Annotated in this window: 25 protein-coding genes; 2 read left to right on the top strand and 23 right to left on the bottom strand. The window is 72.4% G+C overall.

All coding sequences use genetic code 11. From position 1 onward, the window contains the following. From J7523_RS18525 to pyrR, 6 genes are all read right to left on the bottom strand, one after another. On the bottom strand, positions 1-454 hold a 454-nt coding region (locus J7523_RS18525), incomplete at its 3' end, for a hypothetical protein (protein WP_291890049.1). Next, on the bottom strand, positions 454-1,665 hold the full coding sequence (carA, locus tag J7523_RS18520; protein WP_291890047.1) for a glutamine-hydrolyzing carbamoyl-phosphate synthase small subunit: 1,212 nt from the start codon (positions 1,663-1,665) through the stop codon (positions 454-456). The genes J7523_RS18525 and carA, both read right to left, overlap by 1 nt. After that, on the bottom strand, positions 1,662-2,201 hold the full coding sequence (locus tag J7523_RS18515; RefSeq protein WP_291890045.1) for a hypothetical protein: 540 nt from the start codon (positions 2,199-2,201) through the stop codon (positions 1,662-1,664). Before J7523_RS18515 ends, carA begins: the two co-directional genes overlap by 4 nt. Beyond that, positions 2,198-3,520 carry a dihydroorotase gene (locus J7523_RS18510; protein ID WP_291890042.1) on the bottom strand — a complete coding sequence of 441 codons (1,323 nt, stop codon included), beginning with the start codon at positions 3,518-3,520 and terminating at the stop codon, positions 2,198-2,200. Before J7523_RS18510 ends, J7523_RS18515 begins: the two co-directional genes overlap by 4 nt. Continuing rightward, positions 3,517-4,533 (bottom strand): aspartate carbamoyltransferase catalytic subunit, encoded by a 1,017-nt coding sequence (locus tag J7523_RS18505; RefSeq protein ID WP_291890040.1) that lies wholly within the window; start codon positions 4,531-4,533, stop codon positions 3,517-3,519. Before J7523_RS18505 ends, J7523_RS18510 begins: the two co-directional genes overlap by 4 nt. Then, positions 4,530-5,141 (bottom strand): bifunctional pyr operon transcriptional regulator/uracil phosphoribosyltransferase PyrR, encoded by a 612-nt coding sequence (pyrR, locus tag J7523_RS18500; protein ID WP_291890039.1) that lies wholly within the window; start codon positions 5,139-5,141, stop codon positions 4,530-4,532. The genes J7523_RS18505 and pyrR overlap by 4 nt, the downstream gene beginning before the upstream one ends. Positions 5,142-5,339: 198 nt before the next feature. Between pyrR and J7523_RS18495 the strand changes: the two genes are divergently transcribed. Beyond that, a complete protein-coding gene (locus J7523_RS18495; protein ID WP_291890037.1) occupies positions 5,340-7,640 on the top strand; it encodes an EAL domain-containing protein in 2,301 nt (766 codons plus the stop codon). 87 nt (positions 7,641-7,727) lie between these two features. Here the strand turns inward: J7523_RS18495 and nusB are convergent, their stop codons facing one another. The 4 genes from nusB to J7523_RS18475 all read right to left on the bottom strand — a co-directional run bounded on the left by nusB (position 7,728) and on the right by J7523_RS18475 (position 10,053). Then, positions 7,728-8,144 (bottom strand): transcription antitermination factor NusB, encoded by a 417-nt coding sequence (nusB, locus tag J7523_RS18490; protein ID WP_291890035.1) that lies wholly within the window; start codon positions 8,142-8,144, stop codon positions 7,728-7,730. A gap of 1 nt (position 8,145) precedes the next feature. Next, a complete protein-coding gene (efp, locus tag J7523_RS18485; protein WP_291890030.1) occupies positions 8,146-8,709 on the bottom strand; it encodes an elongation factor P in 564 nt (187 codons plus the stop codon). 222 nt (positions 8,710-8,931) lie between these two features. Beyond that, positions 8,932-9,405 (bottom strand): hypothetical protein, encoded by a 474-nt coding sequence (locus J7523_RS18480; protein ID WP_291890027.1) that lies wholly within the window; start codon positions 9,403-9,405, stop codon positions 8,932-8,934. Positions 9,406-9,450: 45 nt separating this feature from the next. Then, positions 9,451-10,053 (bottom strand): hypothetical protein, encoded by a 603-nt coding sequence (locus J7523_RS18475; RefSeq protein ID WP_291890024.1) that lies wholly within the window; start codon positions 10,051-10,053, stop codon positions 9,451-9,453. 102 nt (positions 10,054-10,155) lie between these two features. On the opposite strand from J7523_RS18475, the gene J7523_RS18470 reads away from it, so the two are divergent. Beyond that, positions 10,156-12,105 carry a DUF6541 family protein gene (locus J7523_RS18470; protein ID WP_291890021.1) on the top strand — a complete coding sequence of 650 codons (1,950 nt, stop codon included), beginning with the start codon at positions 10,156-10,158 and terminating at the stop codon, positions 12,103-12,105. 49 nt (positions 12,106-12,154) lie between these two features. Here the strand turns inward: J7523_RS18470 and J7523_RS18465 are convergent, their stop codons facing one another. The 13 genes from J7523_RS18465 to J7523_RS18405 all read right to left on the bottom strand — a co-directional run bounded on the left by J7523_RS18465 (position 12,155) and on the right by J7523_RS18405 (position 25,146). Next, positions 12,155-12,595: a type II 3-dehydroquinate dehydratase gene (locus J7523_RS18465; RefSeq protein WP_291890018.1), complete on the bottom strand. Its 441-nt coding sequence runs from the start codon at positions 12,593-12,595 to the stop codon at positions 12,155-12,157. 60 nt (positions 12,596-12,655) lie between these two features. Further along, on the bottom strand, positions 12,656-13,795 hold the full coding sequence (aroB, locus tag J7523_RS18460) for a 3-dehydroquinate synthase (protein ID WP_291890051.1): 1,140 nt from the start codon (positions 13,793-13,795) through the stop codon (positions 12,656-12,658). A gap of 10 nt (positions 13,796-13,805) precedes the next feature. Next, complete coding sequence (locus J7523_RS18455) at positions 13,806-14,381, bottom strand: shikimate kinase (protein ID WP_291890015.1); 576 nt, start codon at positions 14,379-14,381, stop codon at positions 13,806-13,808. 31 nt (positions 14,382-14,412) lie between these two features. Then, positions 14,413-15,675: a glycosyltransferase 87 family protein gene (locus tag J7523_RS18450; protein WP_291890012.1), complete on the bottom strand. Its 1,263-nt coding sequence runs from the start codon at positions 15,673-15,675 to the stop codon at positions 14,413-14,415. A 53-nt stretch (positions 15,676-15,728) separates the two neighbouring features. Beyond that, positions 15,729-16,919, bottom strand: a complete 1,191-nt coding sequence (aroC, locus tag J7523_RS18445) for a chorismate synthase (protein ID WP_291890010.1) — start codon at positions 16,917-16,919, stop codon at positions 15,729-15,731. Positions 16,920-17,052: 133 nt separating this feature from the next. Next, a complete protein-coding gene (locus tag J7523_RS18440; protein WP_291890008.1) occupies positions 17,053-17,832 on the bottom strand; it encodes a hypothetical protein in 780 nt (259 codons plus the stop codon). A 3-nt stretch (positions 17,833-17,835) separates the two neighbouring features. Continuing rightward, positions 17,836-18,543, bottom strand: coding sequence for a fimbrial assembly protein (locus J7523_RS18435; protein ID WP_291890006.1), 708 nt, complete (start codon positions 18,541-18,543; stop codon positions 17,836-17,838). Continuing rightward, complete coding sequence (pilM, locus tag J7523_RS18430) at positions 18,540-19,607, bottom strand: type IV pilus assembly protein PilM (RefSeq protein WP_291890004.1); 1,068 nt, start codon at positions 19,605-19,607, stop codon at positions 18,540-18,542. Before pilM ends, J7523_RS18435 begins: the two co-directional genes overlap by 4 nt. A gap of 87 nt (positions 19,608-19,694) precedes the next feature. After that, positions 19,695-20,474: an A24 family peptidase gene (locus tag J7523_RS18425; protein WP_291890001.1), complete on the bottom strand. Its 780-nt coding sequence runs from the start codon at positions 20,472-20,474 to the stop codon at positions 19,695-19,697. Positions 20,475-20,494: 20 nt separating this feature from the next. Beyond that, on the bottom strand, positions 20,495-22,099 hold the full coding sequence (locus J7523_RS18420; RefSeq protein WP_291889998.1) for an RICIN domain-containing protein: 1,605 nt from the start codon (positions 22,097-22,099) through the stop codon (positions 20,495-20,497). Beyond that, the gene (locus J7523_RS18415) at positions 22,099-22,761 is read right to left on the bottom strand and encodes a prepilin-type N-terminal cleavage/methylation domain-containing protein (RefSeq protein ID WP_291889995.1); all 663 of its coding nucleotides are present in this window, start codon (positions 22,759-22,761) and stop codon (positions 22,099-22,101) included. Before J7523_RS18415 ends, J7523_RS18420 begins: the two co-directional genes overlap by 1 nt. Then, complete coding sequence (locus tag J7523_RS18410; protein WP_291889993.1) at positions 22,758-24,623, bottom strand: prepilin-type N-terminal cleavage/methylation domain-containing protein; 1,866 nt, start codon at positions 24,621-24,623, stop codon at positions 22,758-22,760. The genes J7523_RS18415 and J7523_RS18410 overlap by 4 nt, the downstream gene beginning before the upstream one ends. Before the next feature lie 94 nt (positions 24,624-24,717). Beyond that, positions 24,718-25,146: a prepilin-type N-terminal cleavage/methylation domain-containing protein gene (locus J7523_RS18405; RefSeq protein ID WP_291889990.1), complete on the bottom strand. Its 429-nt coding sequence runs from the start codon at positions 25,144-25,146 to the stop codon at positions 24,718-24,720. Between the last annotated feature and the right edge of the window lie 193 nt (positions 25,147-25,339).

Below are 25,339 nucleotides of genomic sequence, written 5' to 3'. Positions count from 1 at the left end.
GGCCATGGTAGAGCCGCTCGATCGCGACATCGATGTCGCTGGCCCGACCGATCACGCGCTCGACGCGGCGCTGGAACATGAAGCCGAAGGCCTGGGCGGCGAAGGGGTCGAACGGGTTCGACACCGCGACGCGCACCACGGCCTCGTCGAGCGCGATCGCGGCGTTGAGGGCCGTCTGGCCGCCCAGCGTCGGCAGGATCGCGTCGGGGCGCTCCTTGGCGATGATCGACGTGAGGACCTCGGTGGTGATCGGCTCGACGTAGGTGGCGTCGGCGAACTCCGGGTCGGTCATGATCGTCGCCGGGTTGGAGTTGACCAGGACGACCCGCAGGCCCTCCTCCTTGAGCACGCGGCACGCCTGCGTCCCCGAGTAGTCGAACTCGCAGGCCTGGCCGATGACGATCGGGCCGGACCCGATCACCAGCACGCTGGAGATGTCTGTGCGCCGGGGCATCAGGCGGCACCCTTCTGGTCGTCTGCGGTGTCGCCACCGGTGGCGGCGGGACCGGTCATGAGCTCGAGGAAACGGTCGAAGAGGTAGGCGGCGTCGTGCGGGCCGGCCGCGGCCTCCGGGTGGTACTGCACGCTGAACGCGGGCAGGTCGAGCGCCCGCAGGCCCTCGACGACGTCGTCGTTGAGGTCGACGTGCGACACCACGACCCGGCCGTAGCGGCCGCCGTCGTACGGGGCGACGGCGTCGCCGTCGAGCGGCGCGTCGACCGCGAACCCGTGGTTGTGCGCCGTGATCTCGACCTTGCCGGTGGCCCGGTCGATCACCGGCTGGTTCACGCCGCGGTGGCCGTAGCCCAGCTTGTACGTGCCGAACCCGAGGGCGCGGCCGAGCAGCTGGTTGCCGTAGCAGATGCCGAAGAACGGGATCCTGCGGTCCAGGACGTCGCGCAGCAGGTCGATCTCGTGGGTCGCCGCGGCCGGGTCGCCGGGGCCGTTCGAGAAGAAGACGCCGTCCGCCTCGGTCGCGAGCACGTCGTCGATCGTCGCCGTGGAGGGCAGGACGTGCACACGGATGCCGCGCTCGGCCATCCGCTGCGGCGTCATCGCCTTGATGCCGAGGTCGACCGCCGCGACCGTCGCGACGGGCGTGCCGAGCGGCATCCCGTCCGGGCCGAGCGCCTCGACGACGTAGGCCGCGTCCGTGGACACCTCGCCTGCGAGGTCGGCGCCCGCCATCGCGGGTGCGGCCAGGACCTCGGCGAGCAGCTCGTCGTCCGGGCGACGGTCGCCGCTGCCGTCGACGAGCGCGTCGCCCGAGAAGATGCCGGCGCGCATGACGCCGAGCTCGCGCAGGTGCCGGGTCAGCGCGCGCGTGTCGATGCCGCTGATGCCGACGATCCCCTGCTGCTCCAGCTCGTCGTCCAGGGTGCGGCGCGAGCGCCAGTTCGACGCCCGGCGGGCGGGGTCGCGGACCACGTATCCGGCGACCCAGATCCGCGACGACTCGGGGTCGTCGTCGTTCACGCCGGTGTTGCCGATGTGCGGCGCGGTCATGACCACGATCTGGCGGTGGTACGACGGGTCGGTGAGCGTCTCCTGGTAGCCGGTCATGCCGGTGTTGAAGACGATCTCGCCGAGCGTCGCGCCGGTGGCGCCGTACGCCTCGCCGCTGAACGTCCGTCCGTCCTCGAGGACGAGCACTGCGTCTGTCATGGTGTCTCCTCCTGCCCGGGTGCGCCGGGCGTCACGTCGATGAGTGCGGCGACCGCCTCGACCAGCCGGGGGCGGTCGGCGGCGTGCCGCGGGCGCAGGCCGGTGTCGAGCCCGCGGGCGTCGTCCGGGCCTGCCTGCCAGGTGAGGACCACGAGGCCGTCGCCCCCGACGAACTTCCCGGCCATGCCGGGGCTCGTCGAGGCTGCGCGCAGGGCGCCCGCCGGGACGAACACGTCCGGCGCACCCGTGCGCCCGATCCGGACGCCCGCGTCGAACACGTCGACCGTCGCGAGGCTGCGCACGCCGAGCCCGTGGGCCGAGACCCGGTCGAGCCAGTCCCCCGCGCGCGTCGTCGAGACGTACACGGCGTCGAGCGGGCCGAGCCGGGCGGCGCCCAGGTCGGCGGGTACCTGCGGCAGCGTCGGGACGACGGCCTCGGAACGTCGTCGTCGCCCTCGCCAGCCGAACCACATGCCCCCGAGGGCCACGAGCACGACGAGCACCAGGACGGCGACCGACACCTCGGTCCGCGTCATCTGCTGACCACCACGCTCTCGTCGCACGGCGAGCCGTCGAGCACGGTCGCCCTGCCGCGCAGGAACGTCGCGATCACGCAGCCCGACAGGTCGCGGCCGCGGAACGGCGAGTTCACGCTCTTGGTCGCCTGCTGCTCGGGTTCGACGGTCCGGCGCGCGGCCGGGTCGACGAGCACCAGGTTGGCGGGCTCCCCCACCGCGATCGGCCGGCCGTGGTCGGACACGCGCCCGATGCGGGCCGGGGCGGTCGACAGCACCCGCGCGACGTCCGCCCAGGTCATGCGACCGGTGTCGACCATCGTCTCCTGGACCACCGAGAGCGCGGTCTCGAGGCCGGTCATGCCGAACGCGGCGGCCGCCCACTCGCAGTCCTTGTCCTCGCGCGTGTGCGGCGCGTGGTCGGTCGCGACGATGTCGATCGTGCCGTCCTCCAGACCCGCGCGGACCGCCTCGACGTCGCGTTGCGTCCGCAGCGGCGGGTTCACCTTGTAGACGGGGTCGTAGCCGCGGGCGAGCTCGTCGGTGAGGATCAGGTGGTGTGGCGTCACCTCGGCCGTCACGTCGATGCCGCGGGACTTGGCCCAGCGGATGATCTCGACCGACCCGGCCGTCGACAGGTGGCACACGTGCAGGCGCGACCCGACGTGCTCGGCCAGCAGCACGTCGCGCGCGATGATCGCCTCCTCGGCGACCGCGGGCCAGCCCGCGAGGCCCAGCTCGGCCGACACGACGCCCTCGTGCATCTGCGCGCCCTCGGTGAGCCGCGGCTCCTGGGCATGCTGCGCGACGACGCCGTCGAACGCCTTGACGTACTCGAGCGCACGCCGCATCACGACCGGGTCGTGCACGCACTTCCCGTCGTCCGAGAACACCCGGACCTGGGCCTGCGACTCGGCCATCGCGCCGAGCTCGGCGAGCCGCTCGCCCTCGAGGCCGACGGTCACGGCGCCGACCGGGTGCACGTCGACCCAGCCGGCCTCGCGACCCAGCCGCCAGACCTGCTCGACGACACCCGCCGTGTCCTGCGTCGGCGTGGTGTTCGCCATCGCGTGCACGGCGGTGAACCCGCCGAGGGCCGCCGCCCGGGTGCCGGAGCGGATCGTCTCGGCGTCCTCCCGACCGGGCTCCCGCAGGTGCGTGTGCAGGTCCACGAGGCCCGGCAGCAGCACGAGACCGTGGCAGTCGAGGACGGTCGCGTCGTCGCCCGCCTGCGCCTGCGCGTCCTCACCGATCACGGCGATCACCCCGTCGGCGAGCAGCACGTCCGTCGCCTCGCCGCCGAGCGGTGCCACGTCCAGCAGCAGGTACCTCGTGCTCACGCGTCCACCTTCGTCTCGTTCGTCGTGCCGGGCTGGCTGCTCGTCGGGGCGTCGCCGCCCGCGAGCAGGAGGTACAGGACCGCCATACGGACCGCGACGCCGTTGGCGACCTGCTCGACGATCACCGCGCGCGACGAGTCCGCCGCGTCCGCCGAGATCTCCAGGCCGCGGTTCATCGGCCCGGGGTGGAGGACGATCGCGTGCTCCGGGAGCGACGCGAGCCTGCGGGCGTCGAGGCCGTAGCCACGCGTGTACTCCAGCGGGCTCGGGAAGAACCCGCCACCGGCGCTCGACATCCGCTCCCGCTGGACGCGCAGCATCATGATCGCGTCCGGCTTGTCGTCGGCGATGGCCTCGTCCAGGTGGTAGGACACGCGTGCCGGCCACGCCTCGACCCCGACCGGCACGAGCGTCGGCGGCGCGACGAGCGTGACCTCCGCGCCGAGCGTGTGCAGGAGCTGCACGTTCGAGCGGGCGACCCGGCTGTGCAGCACGTCGCCGACGATCGCGACGCGCAGGCCGGTGAGGTCCCGGCCGGACACGTCGGCCCGGCCGCCGTCGCCGACGAGGTGGCGGCGCAGCGTGTACGCGTCGAGCAGGGCCTGCGTCGGGTGCTGGTGCGTGCCGTCGCCCGCGTTCACGACCGAGCCGGTGGTCCAGCCGCCGTGCGCGAGCGTGTGCGGCGCGCCCGACGCGTGGTGCCGGATGACGACCGCGTCGGCGCCCATCGCCTGCAGGGTCAGGGCGGTGTCCTTGAGCGACTCACCCTTCGAGACGCTCGAGCCCTTCGCCGAGAAGTTGATGACGTCCGCCGAGAGGCGCTTCGCCGCCGTCTCGAACGAGATGCGCGTGCGGGTCGAGTCCTCGAAGAACAGGTTGACGACCGTGCGGCCGCGCAGCGTCGGCAGCTTCTTGATCTCGCGGGCCTGCGTCGCGGCCATCTGGCCCGCCGTGTCGAGGATGCGGACGGCCTCGGCGACGTCCAGGTCCGCGGTGGACAGCAGGTGCCTCACCGGGCGCCCCCTTCGATGAGGACCGCGTCGCGGCCGTCGGTCTCGTCGAGCAGCACCCGGACCCGCTCGTACAGCGCGGTCGGCAGGTTCTTGCCCACGAAGTCCGCGCGGATCGGGAGCTCACGGTGGCCGCGGTCGACGAGCGCCGCGAGCTGGACGGCGCGCGGGCGGCCCAGGTCACTGATCGCGTCGAGGGCGGCGCGGATGGTCCGGCCCGAGAACAGGACGTCGTCGACGAGCACGACGACCTTGTCGTCGATGCCGCTGCCCGGGATGTCGGTCGCGCCGATCGTCCGGGTCGGGTGGTGGGCGAGGTCGTCGCGGTACATCGTCACGTCGAGGCTGCCCACCAGGCCGTCCACCTCGAGGCCCGCCTCGACGGCGACGAGACGCGCCGCCAGGCGCCGGGCGAGCGGGAGGCCGCGGGTGGGGATGCCGAGCAGGACGACGTCCGAGCCGCCCTTGTTGCGTTCGAGGATCTCGTGCGCGATGCGCGTGAGCGCCCGGCCGATCTCGGGGGCGCCGAGGACGACGTTCGCGTCGTCGCTGGTTCCGTGCGACTGTCCGTCGCTGCGTCCGTCGGTGGACGCGGACATGCCTGTGCTCATCCGAGCGACTCCTTCCCCGCCTCACAGGACGGGTCTTAAAGGAACGTCTGGTGACGGCAGACTACCGTCCGCGGTCCCCCGGTCGCCTGCCTGTCCACGTGCGGCGTCCGTCACGTCTGTCCGGGTCGACCCGGTACGACACGACCGTCACCCGGATGCCACGTCAAATGGGACGCACAGGTGACCGATGAGTAAGTCGTGCTCGGCTACGTACCGGTGTGGGTCACCGTCCTCCAGCTGCTCACCGCTGGTCTGGTCGGCGGGTTCGCCGTGCTCCAGTGGGTGTGGTGGCGCGACGGCATCAGCCGCGCCGAGGCGGTCTGGTCGATGGCGTGGTCCGTCGACATCTGCCTGATGCTGCTGGCCGGCGGCCTGTACGCCGTCGCACCAACGGGCGGCGTGCGCGAGATCCTCGTGTTCGCGCACTCCCAGCTCCTCGCCGGCTTCCTGCTGCTCGCGCTGCCGGCGACCCGTGCGGTCGGCCGCGGCCCCTCGGTGCGGTGGTGGCTCGTCGCGACCGGCGCCCTGCTCCTCGTCCGGGACGTGCTGTGGTGGACACCGCTCGACGGCTCGCGCGAGTCGTCGCCCGGCCCGCTCGCCGTGGCCCTGCTGCTGACGGCCACCGCGGTCGTCGTCGCCTACGTCGTCGTCGCCGTCGGCCGGGCACGCCTCACGGCGCTCGGCGCGCTGCTCGTCACCGCCGGTGCGGAGTCGCTCGGGCTCATGACGCTCGGCATCCTCATGCCAGGCCACATCGTCTCGACGCGGGCGACCGCGCTGTGGGCCGTGCCGCTCGCGCTGGGCCTGCAGGCGCTCGGGCTCGTGCGCCTCCGCCAGGCGCAGCACGCGGCTCGCCGTCAGAACCGGATGCGCGACTCGCTCGCCGCGCTGTCGAACACCGCGTGGTTCGCCAAGGACGCCGACGCGCTGCTGCTCAAGGCGCGGGACGACGTCCGGGTCGTGCTCGGCGACCCGAGCATCGAGGGCTCGCTGCGGCCGATCTCCCACGGCCGGTACGTCGCCGAGCTCTACTCCCCCGCCAAGGTCGAGCACGGCCCGCGCGAGCGCGCATTCCTCGTGGACATGGCGCAGCTCGTCGCGACGGCCGCCGAGCGGTACCAGCTCACCGACCGGCTCAACCAGACCGCGTTCGCCGACCCGCTCACGGGGCTGCCGAACCGTCGCTCGGTGCAGCGCCACCTCGCCGACGTGCTCGACCGCGCGAACGTCGAGCGCACCCGCGTCTCGCTCGTCTACTGCGACCTCGACGGGTTCAAGCGGGTCAACGACGTGCTCGGCCACTCCGCCGGAGACGCGCTGCTCATGCGCGTCGCCGACTACCTGCGCGGCATCGCCACGGGCGAGGACACGTTCGTCGGGAGGCTCGGCGGCGACGAGTTCGTCATGGTCGTCTCCCGGGCACCGCAGGACGTCGACCTCGTGGTGCTCGCCCGACGGATCCGCGAGGGCTTCGTCGACCGCGCGCTCGGCAGCCGGCCGGCGCGACTCACCGTCGGCGTCGCGACCTGGGTGCCCGGCGACATCGTCGACGCCGACGCCCTCGTCTCGCACGCCGACACCGCGATGCTCGAGGCCAAACGGTCGCGCACCGGGTTCCGGGTGTTCGACCGCGCGCTGCGCCGTCGGGTCGAGGCGGACCGGCACCGGCGCGTCGCGCTCGAGACGGCCGTCGAGGACGGCCACTTCACGGCCTACTACCAGCCCGTCGTGGACGCCCGCACGCTCGAGGTCGTGCAGGTCGAGGCTCTCGCGCGCTGGGACCACCACGGCCACCTGATCCTGCCCGCCGACTGGCTCGAGCTCGCCGAGGAGTCCGGTCTCATCGTGCCGATCGGCCTGTCCGTGCTCACGCACGCCCGCCGGTCGCTCGAGCGCTTCCAGATCCCCGTCGCCGTGAACGTCGCCGCTCGACAGCTCGCCGAGCCCGACGCGCTCGAGCAGATCGAGACGGCGTGGGGCGACGCGTTCTGGGAGCACCTCACGCTCGAGATCACCGAGAGCGCACTCGTCAGCACCTCGACCGCCGTCCCGGTGCTGTCCGAGCTGCGCGCCCGCGGCGTGCGGATCGCCGTCGACGACTTCGGCACGGGCTACAGCTCGATGTCCCGGCTGTCGCGGCTGCCCGTCGACTCGCTGAAGATCGACCGCTCGTTCGTGCGCGACGTCGGCACCGAGCGCGGCCAGGGCGTCGTGCGGGCGATCATCGCGCTCGCCGAGACCCACGGGCTCGACGTCGTCGCGGAGGGCGTGGAGCAGGCGTCCGACCTCACCGTGCTCGTCGACCTGGGCGTCAACCGGGTGCAGGGCAACTTCCTCGGCCGTGCCGCACCGAACCTGCCCGTGCGCGGGCCACGACCGGTCACCGAGGCGATCCCCGTGGTGCCCGAGCGGATGCGCAACGTCCGGCCCCTCGGCGTCCCGCGGCCTGCCGCCGCCCCCGAGGGCGGCCGGGTCGGCGTGGTGCGCCGCTCGCGCTGACGGCGTCGCGCACGACTCGCGCGCACCACGACCCCGGGAACGACGACGCCCGCCCGCACCGGGTCGGCACGAGCGGGCGTCGGAGGGTCAGGCGAGGAGCGTCGGCTTCAGGTCGACGATCCGGCCCAGGAGGCCGTTGACGAACGCGGGCGAGTCGTCCGTGGACAGGTTCCGGGCCAGCTCGACGGCCTCGTCGACGGCCACGGCGTCCGGGACGTCGTCGTTGAACAGGACCTCCCACGTGCCGAGCCGCAGGATCGCCCGGTCGACCGCCGGCATGCGCTCGACGGTCCACCCGTGGGCGTGCGTCGCGAGCAGCTCGTCGATGCGCTCCTGGTGTGCCACGACGCCCTCGACGAGGTCCACCGAGTACTGCGGCAGCGCCGCCTCGGTGCCGGGCTCGGTGATGCGCTCGGCGAGCAGCGTCACGGGCTCGATGCCGCGCTGGTCCGCCTCGAACAGGACGTCGAGGGCCCGCTTGCGGGCCTTGCTCCGGGCGGCCACCTCAGTCGTTCACGCGGCCCAGGTAGCTGCCGTCACGCGTGTCGACCTTGACCTTGGTGTTGGACTCGAGGAACAGCGGCACCTGGATCTCGTAGCCGGTCTCGAGGGTCGCGGGCTTGGTGCCGGCCGACGAGCGGTCGCCCTGCAGGCCCGGCTCGGTGTAGGTGACCTCGAGGACGACCGACGGCGGCAGCTCGACGTAGAGCGGGACGCCCTCGTTGGTCGCGACCATCGTGCTCTGGTTCTCGAGCAGGAAGTGCGCGGCGTCGCCGACAGTGGCGGCCGAGACGTGGAGCTGGTCGAACGTGTCCGTGTCCATGAACACGAAGTCGTCGCCGTCCTTGTACAGGTACTGGTAGTCGCGCTTGTCGACGTTCGCCGTCTCGACCTTGAGGCCCGCGTTGAACGTCTTGTCGACGACCTTCCCGGACAGGACGTTCTTGAGCTTGGTGCGGACGAACGCGCCACCCTTGCCGGGCTTGACGTGCTGGAACTCGACGACGGTCCAGAGCTGGCCGTCGATCTTCAGCACGATGCCGTTCTTGAGGTCGTTGGTGGTCGCCACGATCGTCGCTTCCTGTCGAGGGTTCTGGGCATTCGGCGGTCCGCCGGCTCGTACGGGCTCGTCCTGGGTTCGCACGGGTCGCGTCCCAGGGGCGGGCGCCGGTACCTGCTGTCGCACGAGGGCCGGTCCGGCCGCAGACCGCCGATCATCCTACCGTGGCTCGCGGCACGCTTCGTCAGGCCCGGCACCCGGGCGCCGCACGACGCCGACGCGTCCGAGACGTCACGCGAGGAGCAGCTGGGCGCCGTACCCGACGCCCGCGGCCCACAGCAGCGACGCGAGCGTCCCGATGACGAACCGCTCGGACGCCCCGGGGTTCTCCTTGAGCTCCGGGTAGCGCCCCAGGCCCTTGACGGCGATGACGACGGCGATCCCCTCGGGCTGGCCGACGAGCATGCACGCCGTCACCGCAAGGCGCTCGAGCGCACCGATCCACGTCCCGCCGCGCAGCACCGCGCGCGCCCCGAGACCCTCGGGGCCGTCGGACACGGCGAGCGGCGTGATGACGGGACGGCTCGCCGGGTCCTGGCCGGCGCCGCGCGCATGGGCCGGGGGGCGTCGCGGGTCGCCACCCGGCGCGCCCGCGTCCGCCGACCGGGCGGCGAGGCGCAGCACGCCCATGACGGCGAACCAGCCGCCGAGGATCGACACGACGAGCGCCAGCACCACGACGGTGGCGACGAGGGCGACGGGCACGCGGGGCTCCTGTCGGTCGGGTCCCGCCGGGCGGGGGCTCGACGGTCAGGCGCCGCGATCCTCCCGCACGCCCTCGGCGAGCGCCAGCAGCCGCGCGGCGGCGCGCCGGGCGCCCTGCTCCTCGGCCCACAGCGCGGTGCGCAGGCGTTGGCTGACCGCCTGCTGCGAGACCCCGAGAGAGGACGCCACGACCTCCTGCCGCACCTCCCCGGCTGCCATCGCGTCGGCGACGACCCACCCCGCCTCCGAGCGACGGGCGGCCACGGCGGCGACGAGGACGAGCACGGCCTCGGCGTCCCTGCCCGCGCCGTCGTCGAAGCCGCGCACGGCGAGCGGGACGGTGCGGGAGCGGCTCTTCGCGGCCTCGACGGCCGCACGGGCCAGGACGAAGGCCGGGCCCGCAGCTTCGCGCGGGGAAGGCGGCAACGGCTCGTCGACCGGGCCCGCGCCGATACCGACGCTCCATCCACCGGTGCGCATCACGCGGAGGGCTGCGGCGACGACGGCGTGCTCGTCGTCGTAGACAGCCTGGACCTCGTCGCCGACGGTCCGCTCGAACGCACGGACCGCAGGTTCGTCGGCCAGAAGTGCAAGCAGCTCCGCGACCCTGTCGCCGTGCACCCTGCTCCCCCGCTGGTCGATCGTCATGACGAACATTCGACAAGTCTCCCTGCTTGTAGACCGACTTACAAGTTCTCAGCCCTGTGCGCTGCGGTCAAGTCTGACCCCGGGAAGGCCGATGCATGGGTCATGGAGTGGTGGGAGGCGGCGCTCGCGAGCGTCCTCGTCGTCGTCGTCTTCTGGCTCCCGGGCACCGCCGTCCTCGCGGCCTGGGGCTGGCGGGGCACCTGGGTCAGCTGGGCGGCACTGGCACCCGCGACCACGCTGGGCCTGTTGGGCACCGCCGCCGTCGTGCTCGACGGGACGCTCCCGTGGGGTCCGGGCGCCGCATGCCTCGCGGTGGTGGCGGTGACGGTCCCAGTCCTGGCCGCCCGGCGCCTCGCGGCGCACCGGCGCAGCGCCGAGAGATACCGCACCGGACGGGGCCTCTCGAACGGCGCGAACGAACCAGTGGTCCCCGGCGGGCGGGCGCTCGGCACATGGATCGCGGTCGGCGTGCTCGTGCAGCTCGTCGCCGTCGGTGTCGGCATGGGCCGGCCAGGCCGCCTCGCGACCGCGTACGACACGGTCGTCCACCTCAACGGAATCGCCTGGATCCGTGAGACCGGGTCCGGGTCGAGCCTCACCTTCCCGCAGGTCGCCGCACTCCCCGGCATGCCGGCCAACGGGTTCTACGGGGCGGCCTGGCACGACGCAGCCGCGCTCCTCCCCTCCTGGCCGGACGCAGCGGCGACGTTCAACGTCGCGACGGTGGTCCCGCTCGCGGCCGCGTGGACGCTCGGGGTCGTCCACCTGACCCAGGCCGCGCTGCCCCACCGGCCCCGCGTGTGGAGCTGGGCGGCCGCCATGACCTGCTGCGGCGCCGCCCTGCCCCTCTACCTCACGATGCGGCCCGAGGGGATGGTGCCGAACGCGATGGGCGTCGCGCTCGTCCCGACGGTGCTGGCGGTCGTGGCCGGACGCCCCAGCACGACGACGGGCCGACGGCTGGGCGTCGCCGCCGTGGCGGCCGCCGGGCTCGCCTGGACCCACCCCAACGCGCTCCTCGCGACCGCCCTGGTCCTCGCGCCCTGGACGGTGACCACCGTCCACCGGGCCGTCCGTAGGACATGGCAGGAACCGGCGCGCCGGGCGTTCGTCGCCGGCGGCGTGGTGCTGGCCGGCGGCGTCGCGGCGGCGGCCGTCGCGGCCGTCGCCCGGACCCCGTTGTTCGAGCTCGTCGTCGGCTGGCCCGCCGAACCCCCGGTCTCCCCCCTCGAGGCGGTGGTGCACCTCCTGTCCGCCGACGCCACCGGCATGGCCCTGGGGTGCGGCTTCGTCGTGGGTGCCGGGTCGGTCGCGGGCGGCGTCCTCGCCTGGCGCGTGCGTCACTCCCGGTGGCTCGTGCTGGCCTTCGTGACCGCCGTCGCGTGGTACCTCGCCGCGACGTCCGCCGTGCCCGTCCTCACCGCCGTCGACGCACCGTGGTACGGGGAGCCCAAGCGGTTCGCGCCGGTCCTCGCGGCGCTGATGATCCCGCTCGCCGCCCTCACCGTCGAGACCGCGTGGCGACGGCTGCGGCTCGTGGCCCGGAGGGAGGGCCGGTCGCCAGCCGTGGCCACCCTCGCCGTCGTCGCGCTCCTCGCCGCCCCAGCGCTGGTCTCCACCGGCGGGCTCGTCGGTCTCGTACGCTCCACCTACGGGCCGGACGCGGCGGGCAAGGTCGCGGACGACGCCGAGCTCGCCATGCTGCACCGCCTCCGCACCGAGCTCGCGCCGGACCGAGCCGTCCTCGGCTCACCCTTCTCGGGCGCCGCCGACCTCTACGCCCTGAACGGACAGCCCGTCGTCCCTCGCACGACCGACGTCGCAGAGACACCTGAGCTCACCTACGTGCGGGAGCACCTGCACGTCCTCGGGAAGGACGACCGGCTCTGTCGCAACCTCGCGGCGCTCGCCGTCGGCTACCTGTACGTGGACCCCAAGCCTTGGGACCAGCGACCGGACAGGACCGACGTGCGCGAGGCACCCGCGCAGGGCCTGCGGCTCGTCGACTCCGGCGGGACGGCATCCGTGTACGAGATCACTGCGTGCTCCTGAGGCCGACGACCGTCCCGTCCGGCGCGCAGGTCCGGTGCGGGGCCCGGAGTCAGGCGCGCGACGCCACCGCCGACAGCGCCAGGCGGTACGAGTCGAGACCGAAGCCCGCGACGGTGCCGGTCGCCACCGGCCCGATGACCGACACGTGCCGGAAGGCCTCCCGGCCGTACGGGTTGGTCAGGTGAACCTCGACGAGCACCAGGCCCGCCTTCGTCACCTGCGCCGCGGCGTCACGCAGCGAGTACGAGTAGTGCGTGAACGCGGCGGGGTTGAGGACCACGTGCACGCCCGCGTCGACCGCCTCATGGAGCCATCCGATCAGCTCGGACTCGTCGTCCGTCTGTCGCACCTCGACCTGGATGCCGCACTCCGCGCCCCACTTCTCGGCGGCGACCACCAGGTCCTCGTAGGACGCCGTCCCGTACACGTCCGGCTCCCGGACGCCGAGTCGACCGAGGTTCGGGCCGTTGAGGACAAGCGCGCGCATCATGGTCGAAGCCTAGGCGACGAGCCGGCGCCCGCCGGTCAAGGCCCACGACCGGTCGGGCCGCTAGAGCGAGACCGCCCTCGACGGCGGTGCCGCGCCCTCGCTCACCTCCGCGTACGCCGCCGCGAGGAGCGTCGGGTCGGGACCCTCCAGGCGGACCGGTCGGCCCACGTCCTCGAGCACGACGAAGCGCAGCAGGTCACCTCGGGTCTTCTTGTCGCGCCGCATCGCGGTCATGATCCGGTCCCAGCGGTCGCCGCGGTACGACGTGGGAAGGCCGAGCGAGGTCAGGATGGTCCGGTGCCGCTCGACGACGTCGTCCGACAGGCGCCCCGCCACGCGCGCGAGCTCCGCCGCGAACACCATTCCCACGGACACCGCGGCGCCGTGCCGCCACTGGTAGCGCTCGACGTGCTCGACCGCGTGGCCGAACGTGTGGCCGTAGTTGAGGATCTCCCGCAGGCCGGCTTCCTTCAGGTCCTCGCCGACGACGCGGGCCTTGACCGCCACGGCGCGCTCGACGAGCTCGTGGAGCACGGAGGACGAGGCGGCCGCGACGGGGTCCGTCAGCAGTGCCGTGTTGTCCTCGACCAGCCGGAGGATGTGCGGGTCCGCGATGAACCCGCACTTGACGACCTCGGCGAGCCCGGCGACGAAGTCGTGCTTCGGGAGGGACTCGAGCGCGGCCAGGTCGCAGAGCACGCCCGCGGGGGGGTGAAAGGCCCCGACGAGGTTCTTGCCCTCCGCGGTGTTGATGCCGGTCTTGCCGCCGACAGCCGCGTCGACCATCGCGAGGAGGGTCGTCGGCACCTGGACGACCCGGATGCCACGCAGCCACGTCGCTGCGACGAAGCCGCCCAGGTCCGTCGTGGCACCCCCACCGAGCGCCACCACCGCGTCCGTCCGCGTGAAGTCCGCCTGGCCGAGCACACCCCACAGGAACGCCGCCACCTGCGCGGTCTTGGCCTCCTCGGCGTCGGGCACCTCGGCGACGAACGTCTCGTAGCCCTGCGCGAGGAGATCCTCGCGGACCGCGTCGGCCGACGCGGACAGCGCAGCGGGATGAACGACGAGCACCCGGCGCGTGGACCGACCAAGCAGTGCGGGCAGGGAGCCGAGCAGGTGCCGCCCGATCACCACGTCGTACGGCTGGGCCCCGGCGACCGGCACGGTCCTCCGCCCCGCCGCGCTGCCCTGCGTCATGTCCTGCGTGTCAGTCACCCTGCGACCCCGTCCTGCCGGGCGCCGTCCGTCGTTCGGCCAGCGCGAGCTCGATCTGCTCGGCGACCTGCGCCGGGCGCGCCCCGTCCGTCGAGACCCGCACGGTCGCGAGCGCCTCGTACACGGGTCGCCGTCGTTCCATGAGCGCGGACCACTGTGCGCGGGGGTTTCCCACGAGCAGCGGCCGCGACGTGTTGAGGCCGACTCGAGGAGCGGCGTGCGCGAGGCTCACGTCGAGGAAGACCACCACCCCGCCGCGCTCCCGGTACGCGCGCAGGCCGTCCTGCGTCCGCTGGTCGACGACCGCGCCGCCGCCGAGGGCGAGCACCCCCTCGTGACCAAGGAGCGCGGACGCCACCGCCTCGCGCTCCAGCCGCCGGAACTCCGGCTCGCCGTCCTCGACGAAGATGTCCCGGACCGGCTTGCCCGCGACCCGTTCGACATCGACGTCGGTGTCCCGCAGGCTCAGCTGCCAGCGGTCCGCGAGAGCGGCACCGACGGTCGACTTGCCGGAGCCCGGCGGCCCGATGAGGACGACGCGCGGGAGAGGGCTCGACTGGGCAGGCACGGCGGGCAGCGTACCCCCCGCGGCCCCACGGTCACGGCGCCGTCGGGCTGCCGGACGCCGACGGGGCCGGAGCGCGGCGCTCGGCGGCGACGACCGCCAGCGGGACCACGACGTAGAGCACGCTCGCCGCGCCGTCGACGACAGGGGTCGGCAGCACGTACGGCAGCACCACCACGAGCGGCACCGCTGCGAGCAGCACGATCCTCGTCACCACGCCCGGTCGAGCCTGCGCGGTCCACGCCCAGAGGACGACGGCCGCGACGAGCGGTCCCGTGTAGTAGGTGAGCCGGACCGGGTCGAGCAGCAGGCGGACCGCGACGACTGTCACCACCACGACCAGCGGCGACCCGCGCCGACGCCGGGCCACGAGCGCTCCGGCACCGGCCGCGGCGGCGCCCTGCACCACGCGCATGCCCCAGTCGCTCATGCCGAGCTGCCCCGCTGCCACGCGCAGGAGGCTCGAGCCGTCGGCGGAGTCCCACCGGAACGAGAACGTCGCGACGTGACCCCAGACGAAGAACGGGAAGTAGCAGAGCGCGACAGTGAGGACGCAGGCACCGGCCGCGAGCAGGACCTGACGGACCCGGCGCCCATGGAGCGCCAAGGGCGCACCGAGCAGCCCCCACGCCTTGACCCCGGTCGCCAGACCGATGACGAGCCCGAGCCGGACGCCGGAGCCGCGGGCGGCAGCGCGGGCCGCGACTGCGAGGAGCAGGCCGAGCGCGATCTCCTCCGGATGGCCGCTGCCCACGCCTTCGGTGAGGAGGCCGCCCACCACGAGAGCGCCGCCGACCGCCCACTGCGCCGGCCTCGGGTCCCGCCCGCCGTCGCGCGCGAACGCGGCCGCAACCGCGACACCCAGCCACGCGACGAGACCGGCCTGGACGCCGGCGACGACCGGTGCGGGCGGCAGGCCGACCATCTCGGCCGCGCGCGCGACGAGACCCACTCCCACCAGGAACAGCGGTCCGACCTGCAGCACCGGATCCGCGAAGACGTCGAAGAAGTCCGGCCCGAGCATCGCCGACGCCGCCCGCACGAAGAGCCACGCGTCACTGGGCCGGACCGTCGCCGTCACGAGCGCCGCCGACACGGCCGCCAGGAGGGCGAGCACCGGGGCCGGCCGCAACGACACGGCCCGTACAAGCCGCACGAGACCCGGATGGTCGGCATGGGCCCGGTCCAGCTCGGACGACATCCAGCCCGCGTACCGTTGGACGATCGGGGAACGGCCCGGTGCGGTCCACGTCTCGGCGACCACGCGCCACTCCTCCTGCTGTGCCAGTCCTGACACGGTCTCATCGACCCGAAGACCTGCCGAGTTGAGGCCCAGGGACGTGCGAACCGTCAGCGCAGCAGCTCAGGCACCGCCTCGAGGTACGACTCCAGGTTGCGGCGGACCTCGGCGACCGAGTCGCCACCGGTCTTCTCGAGCAGCGCGTCGGCGAGCACGAGGGCCACCATCGCTTCCGCGACCACCGCAGCCGGCGGGACGGCACACACGTCCGACCGCTGGTGCTGCGCCTTCGCCGACTCCCCCGTCGACGTGTCGATCGTGTCGAGCGCGCGCGGGACCGTCGAGATGGGCTTCATGGCGGCCCGCACCCGCAGCACCTCGCCGTTCGACATGCCGCCCTCGAGGCCACCCGCCCGGTTGGTACGGCGCACCACGCGCCCCGAGGCGTCGCGCTCGATCTCGTCGTGCGCCTGCGACCCGCGTCGAGCGGCAGTGCGGAACCCGTCCCCGACCTCGACGCCCTTGATCGCTTGGATCCCCATGAGCGCCCCCGCGAGCCTGGCGTCGAGACGGCGGTCGGCGTGCACGTAGGACCCCAGGCCCGACGGCACCCCGTGGACGAGCACCTCGACGACACCGCCGAGCGTGTCACCGGCACGGTGGCAGTCGTCGATCTCCGCGACCATGGCGGCCGAGGTGGCCTCGTCGAAACACCGCACCGGATCCGCGTCGAGGGCGGCGACGTCGTCAGGCGACGGCGTCGCCGCGCCCTCCGGGACGGACACCGGGCCGATCGCGACGACGTGGGACACGAGCCGGATGCCGGCCGCCTGCTCGAGGAACGCCGCGGCGACCGTGCCCAGCGCGACGCGGGTCGCGGTCTCCCGGGCGCTTGCGCGCTCGAGCACCGGGCGGGCGTCGTCGAAGCCGTACTTCCGCATGCCGACCAGGTCAGCGTGACCTGGCCGGGGCCGCGTCAGCGGTGCGTTGCGCGCGCGCTCGAGGACCGAGGCGTCCGCCACCGGGTCGGCGGACATCACGTCGACCCACTTGGGCCACTCGGTGTTCCCGATCTCGATGGCCACGGGACCGCCCTGCGTCACGCCGTGCCGCACGCCGGCGAGCAGCCGCACCTCGTCCTGCTCGAACTTCATCCGGGCGCCGCGCCCGTACCCGAGACGTCGGCGCGCGAGCGCTGCCTGGACGTCCGTCGTCGTGATCTTCACGCCTGCCGGCAGCCCCTCGAGCATTCCCGTCAGGGCAGCACCGTGCGACTCACCGGCAGTCAACCAACGCAGCATGCCGCGCATCCTTCCACGGGCTCGACGACACGACAGAACGGTCCGGGAACTGGGCGGCGCGCCCGGGCCGGGAGCCGCGGCGGCACGACGACGCCGCGGCCCCCGGGAGGGAGCCGCGGCGTCGAGGACGTGCTCAGCCGAGCGGGACGAGCGGGTTCTTGTCGGCCGGCGGCACCGGCAGCGCCGGCGGGGCGGCGGCGGGGTCGACGGGTGCGACCTCAGGCGCGAGCGTCGGCGTCAGGACGAAGGCGGATCCCGAGATGACGAGGTCGAGGTCACCGACCGCCGTCGCCGGGCGCCCACCGGCGGCCTGCGCTTCCTGCGTCCCGGTCCCTGCCAGGTTCGAGACCAGGAACAGGCGCTCGTTCACGGACTGCATGTCGCTGAGGAAGCCCAGCACGTTGGCGTACGTGCCGATGACCTCGAGCGAGATCGGCAGCTCGTAGAAGCCGTCGAGCGCCGTCGCCGTCGGTGCGGGCGCCGTGTCGACCGGCGCCGACCCGTCGGTGGGCGCCGCCGGCTCCGCGGACTCGGTCTCGGCTGGAGCGGCTGCGACCTGCGGGACGACGGCCGCCGCGGGCGACACCATCACCGACACGATCGTCACGGACCGCTGTGCGGCGTAGGTGGCGGCCTGCCGCTGGAAGTCCGCGAGCGCGTCGACGGGAGGCACCTGACGCTGCAGGCCGGCGAGCTCCGCCTTGAGCTCGTCGAGCTTGCCGGACTGCACCTTCAGCTTGTTGATCTTGTCGCGCAGCATCGCATTCTGGTCGCGCTGCGCCTGCGCCTGCTCGTTGGCCTCACCGGTGCTCGCCATGACGGGCGAGATGGCGAAGAACCACGACGCGACCGCGAGCAGCAGCGACAGGATGACGGCGCCCGCGATCCACGGGCCGCTCTTCGAGACGGTCATGCGTCAGCCCTCCTGGTTCGCGGGGAAACGGTTCGCGACGGCGGTGAGGTCGACCTGCACGGTCGAGCTCACGATGTAGTACGACGGGCCGTCGAGCGCCGCGATCGTCGCAGCCGAGAACGTCGGGTGCGAGAAGTTCGGGATGCTGTCGAGCGCGTCGAGCCACGCCGCGTTGTCCGGGAGCGTGCTGGCCCGGCCGCTGAAGGTCAGCGTGCCGATCCCCGGCGTGATGAGCGGGTCCTGCGGCGCGGCCGCCGTCTCCCACGGGGTGGACTGCGCCACCGAGAACGTGTCGATCGAGACGTTCGGCGGGAGCACCGCCGTGATGGCGTCGAGGTAGCCCTTCCACTGGACCTCGGTCGAGGTGCCGAGGGTGCGGGCGGACTTGGTGCGCCCGAGGTCGGCGAGCACGCGCGGCACCTCCGCGTACTTCGTGACCTCCGCCTGGAGCTGCGTCGTCGTGTCCATCTCGGTCGCGAGCTCCTGCTCGGCGCTCGAGCGTGCCAGGACGGCGAACGCGTACACCAGCCCGATCACCACGAGCACGACGGCGACGGACATGGCGAGCCACCGCTTGGTGTGCACGAGGCCGCGCGCGGCGCGCACCTCCGGCGGGAGCAGGTTGACCTGGGGCAGCGCCGCGGCGCCCGAGACCGACCCGGAGGTCGAGCCCTTGGACTTCGTCCGCGAGGTGCTGACGGTGACGTTCATGCGGCAACTCCGAAGGCCAGGCCCACGGGCAGCGCCATGAGCGACTCGCGGCCCGCGTAGGCCTCGCGAGAGCCCGCGGTCCGCGCGATGGACAGTGACGCCAGCGGGTCGCCGAGCGTCACGGGGAGCCGGGACGCGCTCGACAGGTACTGGCCGAGGCCGGGCAGGTGGGCTCCGCCGCCGGTCAGCACCACGACGTCGATCCCCGCACCCGGGTTGTTGCCGGCGTAGTAGACGAACGTGTTGCGCACGGTCTCGACGAGGTTGCGAGCCACGGTGTGCAGGGCGTCGCTCGCGTCCTGGAGCTCGGGGGCGACCGCGAACCCGACACCGATCTGCCGCTTCAGCGACTCCGCGTCGCTGGCCGAGGCGTTGATCGCACGCGCGATCGCGTCCGTGGCGTCCTGGCCGCCCTGTGCCACCGTGCGCACGAACCTCGGGACGCCGTGCGCGACGATCGTCACGTCCGTCACGCGGGCGCCGATGTCGACGAGGGCGACGGTGCGCTGCGCCAGCTCACCCCGAGCCATGCCGCGCAGCAGCGCGAACGCGTTGAGGTCGACCATCGTCGGCCGCAGCCCGGCCGACTCCACCGCCAGGACGTTGGCCGTCACGGTGTCGCGCACCGCGGCCACGAGCAGACCGTGGACCATCCGGCCCTGGTCGGTCTGGACCTCCTGCGCGGGGTAGAAGTCGAGGAGCGCCTCCTCGGTCGACATCGGCAGGAGCTCCTGGACCTGGAACGGCAGCGACGAGCGCAGCTGTGCCATCGGCATGGACGGGAGCGCGAGCTCACGCACGACGACCCGCTGGTTGCCCACGCCGATCACGACGTCCTTCGAGTCGAACTTCTGCACCGCCCACAGCTGACGGATCGCCTGGGAGACCACCTGCTGGTCGGCCACCTCACCGTCCCGGACCGCTCCCAGCGGGATGGGCACCTCGCCGTACCGCACGAGCGCCGGCTGGCCCTTGCCGCTCGGCCCGCCCGGGCCGAACTCCAGCTGTGCCGCACGGACAGCTGTCGTGCCTATGTCGAGCCCGATGACCCGCGTCCTGGCCACGCGTTACCCCTTCCGGTGAAGCACGGTCGTGCCTCTCCTCGTATCGGGCCCTGGCCTCCCCAACTTGAGGGATCCGCCCGAAACCCGTCAGAGAAGGGTGGACAGGTACGCCGAGGCCACCGGCGCCCCGGCGACGAGGCCGAACGCGGCGCCGGCGAGCATGAACGGGCCGAACGGGATCTTCGAGCGACGCCCGGCACGACGGGCCGCGACGAGCACCAGAGAGACGACACCGCCGAACAGGAAGGCCGCGAACGCTCCGACCACGAACGCGCTCCAGCCCACCCACGCGAGGTAGAGCCCCAGCAGGCCGGCGAGCTTGACGTCGCCGAGACCCATCGAGCCGGCGCGCACCAGGTTCGGCAGGAAGTAGAAGACCAGCAGCGCGACGGCGCCGATCACCCCACGACCGACCGCCCCCCAGTCGCCCGCCCCCCAGCTCGCCACCGCGAGCAGGACCAGGCCCACCGGGATGGAGGGCAGGACGATCGCGTCCGGGAGCCGCCGCACGTCGAGGTCGATGAGGGCCAGCGCGACCGAGACGGCGGCGAGGTACAGGAACGCCGGCAGGGCCGGCGAGAGCCCCACCCGCCATGCGACGGCCGCGAACAGCAGACCCGTGCCCAGCTCGACCAACGGGTAGCGCGCGGAGATCGGTTGTCGGCAGCCGCGGCAGCGCCCGCGCAGGAGGAGCCACGACAGCACAGGCACGTTGTCCCGCGGGGCGATCCGCTGACCGCACCCCGGGCAGGCGCTCGGCGGCGACACCACCGACTCGCCGCGCGGGACCCGCCAGATCACGACGTTGAGGAACGAGCCGATGAGCAGCCCGAGGAGTCCCGCCAGGACCACCACGGCCGCCGTCACGGTCCCGTCGTCGAGCGCGCTCAGTTGTTCAGCTCCTTGTAGTCGGTCAGCTTCGAGCTCTGCGAGAGCGGCGGCGCGTTCCACTTCTGCTCGGCGAGGCCGTTGCACTTGGCGACGACCATCTTGGACCACTTGCCGTCGTACTTGTCACCGAGCGTGATGCAACGGCCGTAGCGGTCCGTGAAGGTCCAGCTCTCGGCGTACGTCGCCAGCTCCGCGTTGCGCGTCCACTTCTGGTTGGCGTTCGAGCCGCTGCACTGCTTCATCGTGACGTAGGTCGAGCTGTCGGTGTCCAGCGGCGTCGTGAGGCAGTAGTCAGCGTTCGGCACGCCGTAGTTGGTGTCCGGGTTGCCGTTCTTCACGACGATCTGCTGCGCGCCGAGCGACCCCTTCTTGTTGGTGGGCTCGCTGTACTTCCACTTGTGGTTCCACCGCAGCTTGCTGCCGCCGCTGGGGTCCTGCTTGCACGGGTACACGATCATGTACGGCTCGGTGACCTTCTCGTTCGTGACGTCCATGCAGCGGCCGAACTCGAAGAAGTTGACGATCTGGACGGTGTCGAAGCCGGCCGGGCCGGCGCCCACGCGTGCATCTGGGTCGAACGAGCCGTACAGGGTGTTGTCCCCCTGGCAAGTGCCGTACTTGAGCGTCTTGCCGACCAGCTCGGTGTCGTCGTACACACCACCCGCGTTGAGGCAGTAGCTGCTGTAGTTGGTGCCGTCCGCCTTCTGCCCCCTCCAGCGGGCGCCGCCCTCCCAGCTGAACTCCTGGTTGTGGTTGTCGACCACGCACTTGGTGAGGGTGATCTCGATGTTGCCGCCACCGTCCGAGTTGCCGGTCATGCACAGCGGGACCACAGAGCCGCCGGCGTTCGTGACCGAGAGCATGATCTGGTAGTCCTTGGTGTACGTCCACATCTGGCGCGGGTCGTCGGAGCCGCACACGGCTCCCTTCACGTACACGACCGTGGCCCCCGCCTTCTGGCTGGTCGCCTGCAGGCAGTGCTTGTCGCCGATCGCGTAGATGGTGCCGCCGTCGATGTTGGTGTTGGAGACCTGGAACGTGTAGACGGTCTCGAGCGTGCGGTCGCCGGCGGTCGTCGCGAGTCCCGGCACACCTGCGTCGAGGCCCTCGGAGGACAGCAGCGCGAACGACGGCGAGATCGACAGGCCGGTCGTCGTCGAGCATGCGAGCTTGTTCGCCGAGCGCCACGCCGCGTCCTTGCCGGCGGGGTCCTCGTAGAAGTAGGTCATCGTGACCTTGTACTCGGTGGTCGCCTTCGCGCCGCCGACGTGGCCCTGCACGGTGCACGGCAGCTTGTGCGGGTCGCCGTAGACGTTGCCGGAGGCGTCAGCCGCGCCCAGCGCGGACCGGACCTGGCCGAGCGCGGCGTCGAGGCCGGCCTCCGCGGCGAAGACGGTCCGCGAGTTCTTGCCGGCGAACATCGTCGGCTTGACCTGCGCCGTCACGACGCCCAGCAGGAGGATGCTCAGCGCCGACATGATCATGATCATCATGACCACCGTGAGCAGGGCGATGCCCTCGTCGCTGCCCTCCGCCCGCGGACGCAGCCGCGACGCGAGGGCCTCGCGGGCGGTGGCCATGGTGCTGTGGCGGTGGATCATCAGGGCCTCCCAGGGCCGGGGCACACGGGGTAGTCGCTCAGCCCGTTCCCGTCGTCGTCACGGTTCGACTGCGCGTCGATCGAGGAGTTGCGCGCCACGAAGTCGGCATCGAGCTCGGCGCCCTTGCGTCCACCGGCGGGACCGGGCCCGACGTCGAGGCGGACGGACAGCCGCTGCTTGAGGGCGACCGTCCCGGCGAACGTCGTGACGAACGGCTTGTTCGTCGTCAGGTCGTTGCGGACGTTCGTCGCCATCGTGCGCCACGCCGTCGGCGTGGGGGCGTCGGTGCGCCACGTCCGAACCTGGAGCTGCCGGCTGGACGCGACATACCGCCACTGCGTGCACAGCGGCTTGGTGCCGGGTTCCACGGCCGTCGTCAGGTACTCGACGTAGTACGTCCCCGCCGACCCGGGCCCGGCGCCGTTGACGGCACTCGCGTACCGGACCTCCTTGTCGAGCTTCTGGAACACCTTGCGGACGGAGTCGCCCGCATCGCCGACCGCCTGGGCCCGAGCCGTCGACTTCGTCATCACGACGATGCCCGCCATGAAGACCGACACCACGACCGTGAAGATGCCCATCGCCACGATGAGCTCGACCAGGCTCATGCCGCCGTCGGCGCCCTCGGTGCGGCGCCTCAGCGCCGCGCGGACCCGGCTCATGACTTGGACACCAGGAGCGTGCCGGTCGCGGTGGCCGACTGCAGCGTGTAACCGCCGCCGGTGAACGTCGTCCGGTACGTGAAGGTGCACGATCCGCTCCCGCTCCCGCTGGTCCAGGCCGGCGCCACGAACGAGAACTGTCCCGTCGTGGCGTTCACGCTGAGGCTCGCCGCCCTGCTGGTCGCAGCCCCGGTGCCGAGCGAGCACGTCACCGGCGACACGATCGAGTAGGTCAGCCCGGAGTACGTCACCGGGATGTTCGTCGTCGGCGGCGCGATCGTCTGCGCTGTGGAGACCGTGCCCTTGTACGTCGTCGACGGAGCGACGGCGGTGGCGACCGGGACGATCTGAACCGTGGCGACCGCGGGGTCGGACGTCTGGCCGGCGATCTTGGTCGCGGTGTAGGTGAACTGGTAGACGCCGACCGACTTGAGCTGGCTGGTCGTGCTCTGCCCCCACTGGAGCTTCGTCTTGTCGGTCGACAGCGTCAGCGTCCCCGCCGAGCCGGATCCGCCGGCGAGCATCGTGATCGTCGGGAGCGGGGACGACGGCCCCAGCTCGTAGTTCGAGGTCGGCGTGAGCCCGTTGAGCCCGAGGATGTCGAGGTCACGCGTGGTGGTCGACGCGACCGCCGGCAGGACTGCCGTGACGGGACCGACGACCGGCTTCGCCGCAGCGTTGACCACCACGGTGATCGTGCCCTCGGTCGCGCTCTGCAGACCGCTCGCGTCAGTGACGCGGTACTTGATCGTGGCGGTCGTCGCGCTGGTGCCCGCCTTGTACGTGATCGTCGTGCCGCTCGTGCCGGTGATGGACCCGCCGCCTGAGACCGTCGCGCTCGTGACGGTCAGCCCGGTGCCGGCCGCCGGCACGGTGATCGCCGTGGTGGAGCCGGTGAGCACGGCCGGTGCGGTGCCGTTGCCCGCCTTCGGCGTCACCTGGATCGCCACGGTCGCCTCGTTCGACGTGCGCCCCGCGCCGTCCCTGAGCCGGTACCGCAGCGACGTGATGCCCGACTCGTTGGCGGGCGGTGTGTACTTCAGCCGTCCGATCTCCGAGCCGCTGGCGACCGCCTCGGCGAGGCCGAAGGCCGGGTTCACGGTGATCGACGTCGGGTTGACGCCCGGTGCGACATACCCCGGCTCGTCGTTGGCGAGGATGTTGGACACGAACGCTGCGCCGCCGGTCTCGAACGTGATCACGTCGTCGTCGTAGGCGACAGGCTTGGACGTGAGGTTCCAGCTCGCGTCCTTCGTCGGGTCGACGAGCGCAGACACGCGGTAGACGCAGTCGCCCGCGCCGCACTGGCCGCCCTTGCCAGGCTTCCACGTGACGACGACCGAGACGCGGTACATCTTGACGGACGTCGTGGCGTCGCCGGCCTTGGTGCACGCCTGGTCGGCCGTGCTCGCCGACTTGAGCCGGAAGCAGCTCCCGACCAGCGTCGTGACGGTGTATGTCGTGTCCGACGCCTTGGTCGTGTACGTGATCGGCAGCGCCATGCCCGGACGCGTCGCAGCCTGGGTGTCGTACTCGGCGTTGATGTCCGCCACGTCGACCGGGGCCGCCGCGGCCCACGCGGCGTCGACCGCGGCCTTCGACCGACCGATGACGAGGCCGCTCGTGCCGGTCGCGATGTCGGCGATACCCGGCTTGACGGCGCGGGCTCGCTCCATCGCCTCGGTAGCGACGGCGACGGCGTTCTGACTGCGCTGGAGGTGCGAGGTGCTCTGCATGCCGCGGATGAAGAACGTCAACGCGGCTGCGGCGACCACACCCAGCAGGAAGAGGGCGACGACGACCTCGATGAGCGTGAAACCGGCGTCGGGTTGACGGACGCCGGTGTCGCTGTCTGGCCGCATCACAGCTCCTCAGATGTGGTGGTCGCGCTGGGTTGTTCATGCCCCGCGGGGCCGTGGCGGGCTGGACGCCCGGCCACGGCCCCGCGGTGGTGGATCAGGAGCAGGTGACGCCCGCGGCGAGGAGGCCGCCGCCGTCGCTGTCGTAGTAGAACCCCGTGGTGGTGGTGCCCTTCGGGTTCGCGACCTTGATGCAGAACGCGGTGTCGTTCGAGCTCACGAGCGTCAGCGTGTTGTCCTTGCTGAGCTTGACGTCCGAGGCGCCGATCTTGATCGCCGGGGCGGTGCCCGTGATGTCGGTCGAGATCGGGTACTTCTGCGCGTCCGTGTAGAACGTCTCGAACTCGTTGGCGACCGTGCGCAGGTCGGACTTGATCGACGCGTCGACCGCCTTCTTGCGCTGGTTGAGGAACACCGGGATCGCGATCGCCGCGAGGATGCCGATGATGATGATGACGACGAGGAGCTCGATGAGCGTGAAGCCCTGGTCCTTCTCGTCGATCGACTTACGAATGCGAGCGATCATGTGCTCGTCCCCATTCCGATTTCATGTCCAGTGGGTCAGTTGTTCCCGGACGACCGCCCGGGTCCGTCTGGTGTTTCGGGCCGTTACGCCCGGACCTTGAGCACCTACGGTGCGGTCCCGGGGGAAATCACTCAGACGGCCCAGTGGCGACGTCCGCGCGCAACGAAGGCGGGGCGGAGAGTCGTCTCCGCCT

Source organism: Cellulomonas sp. (genome assembly GCF_017744555.1).
Taxonomy (GTDB): domain Bacteria; phylum Actinomycetota; class Actinomycetes; order Actinomycetales; family Cellulomonadaceae; genus Cellulomonas.
Note: the sequence above shows the minus strand (reverse complement) of the source record. Positions and strands in the feature narration are given on the sequence as shown.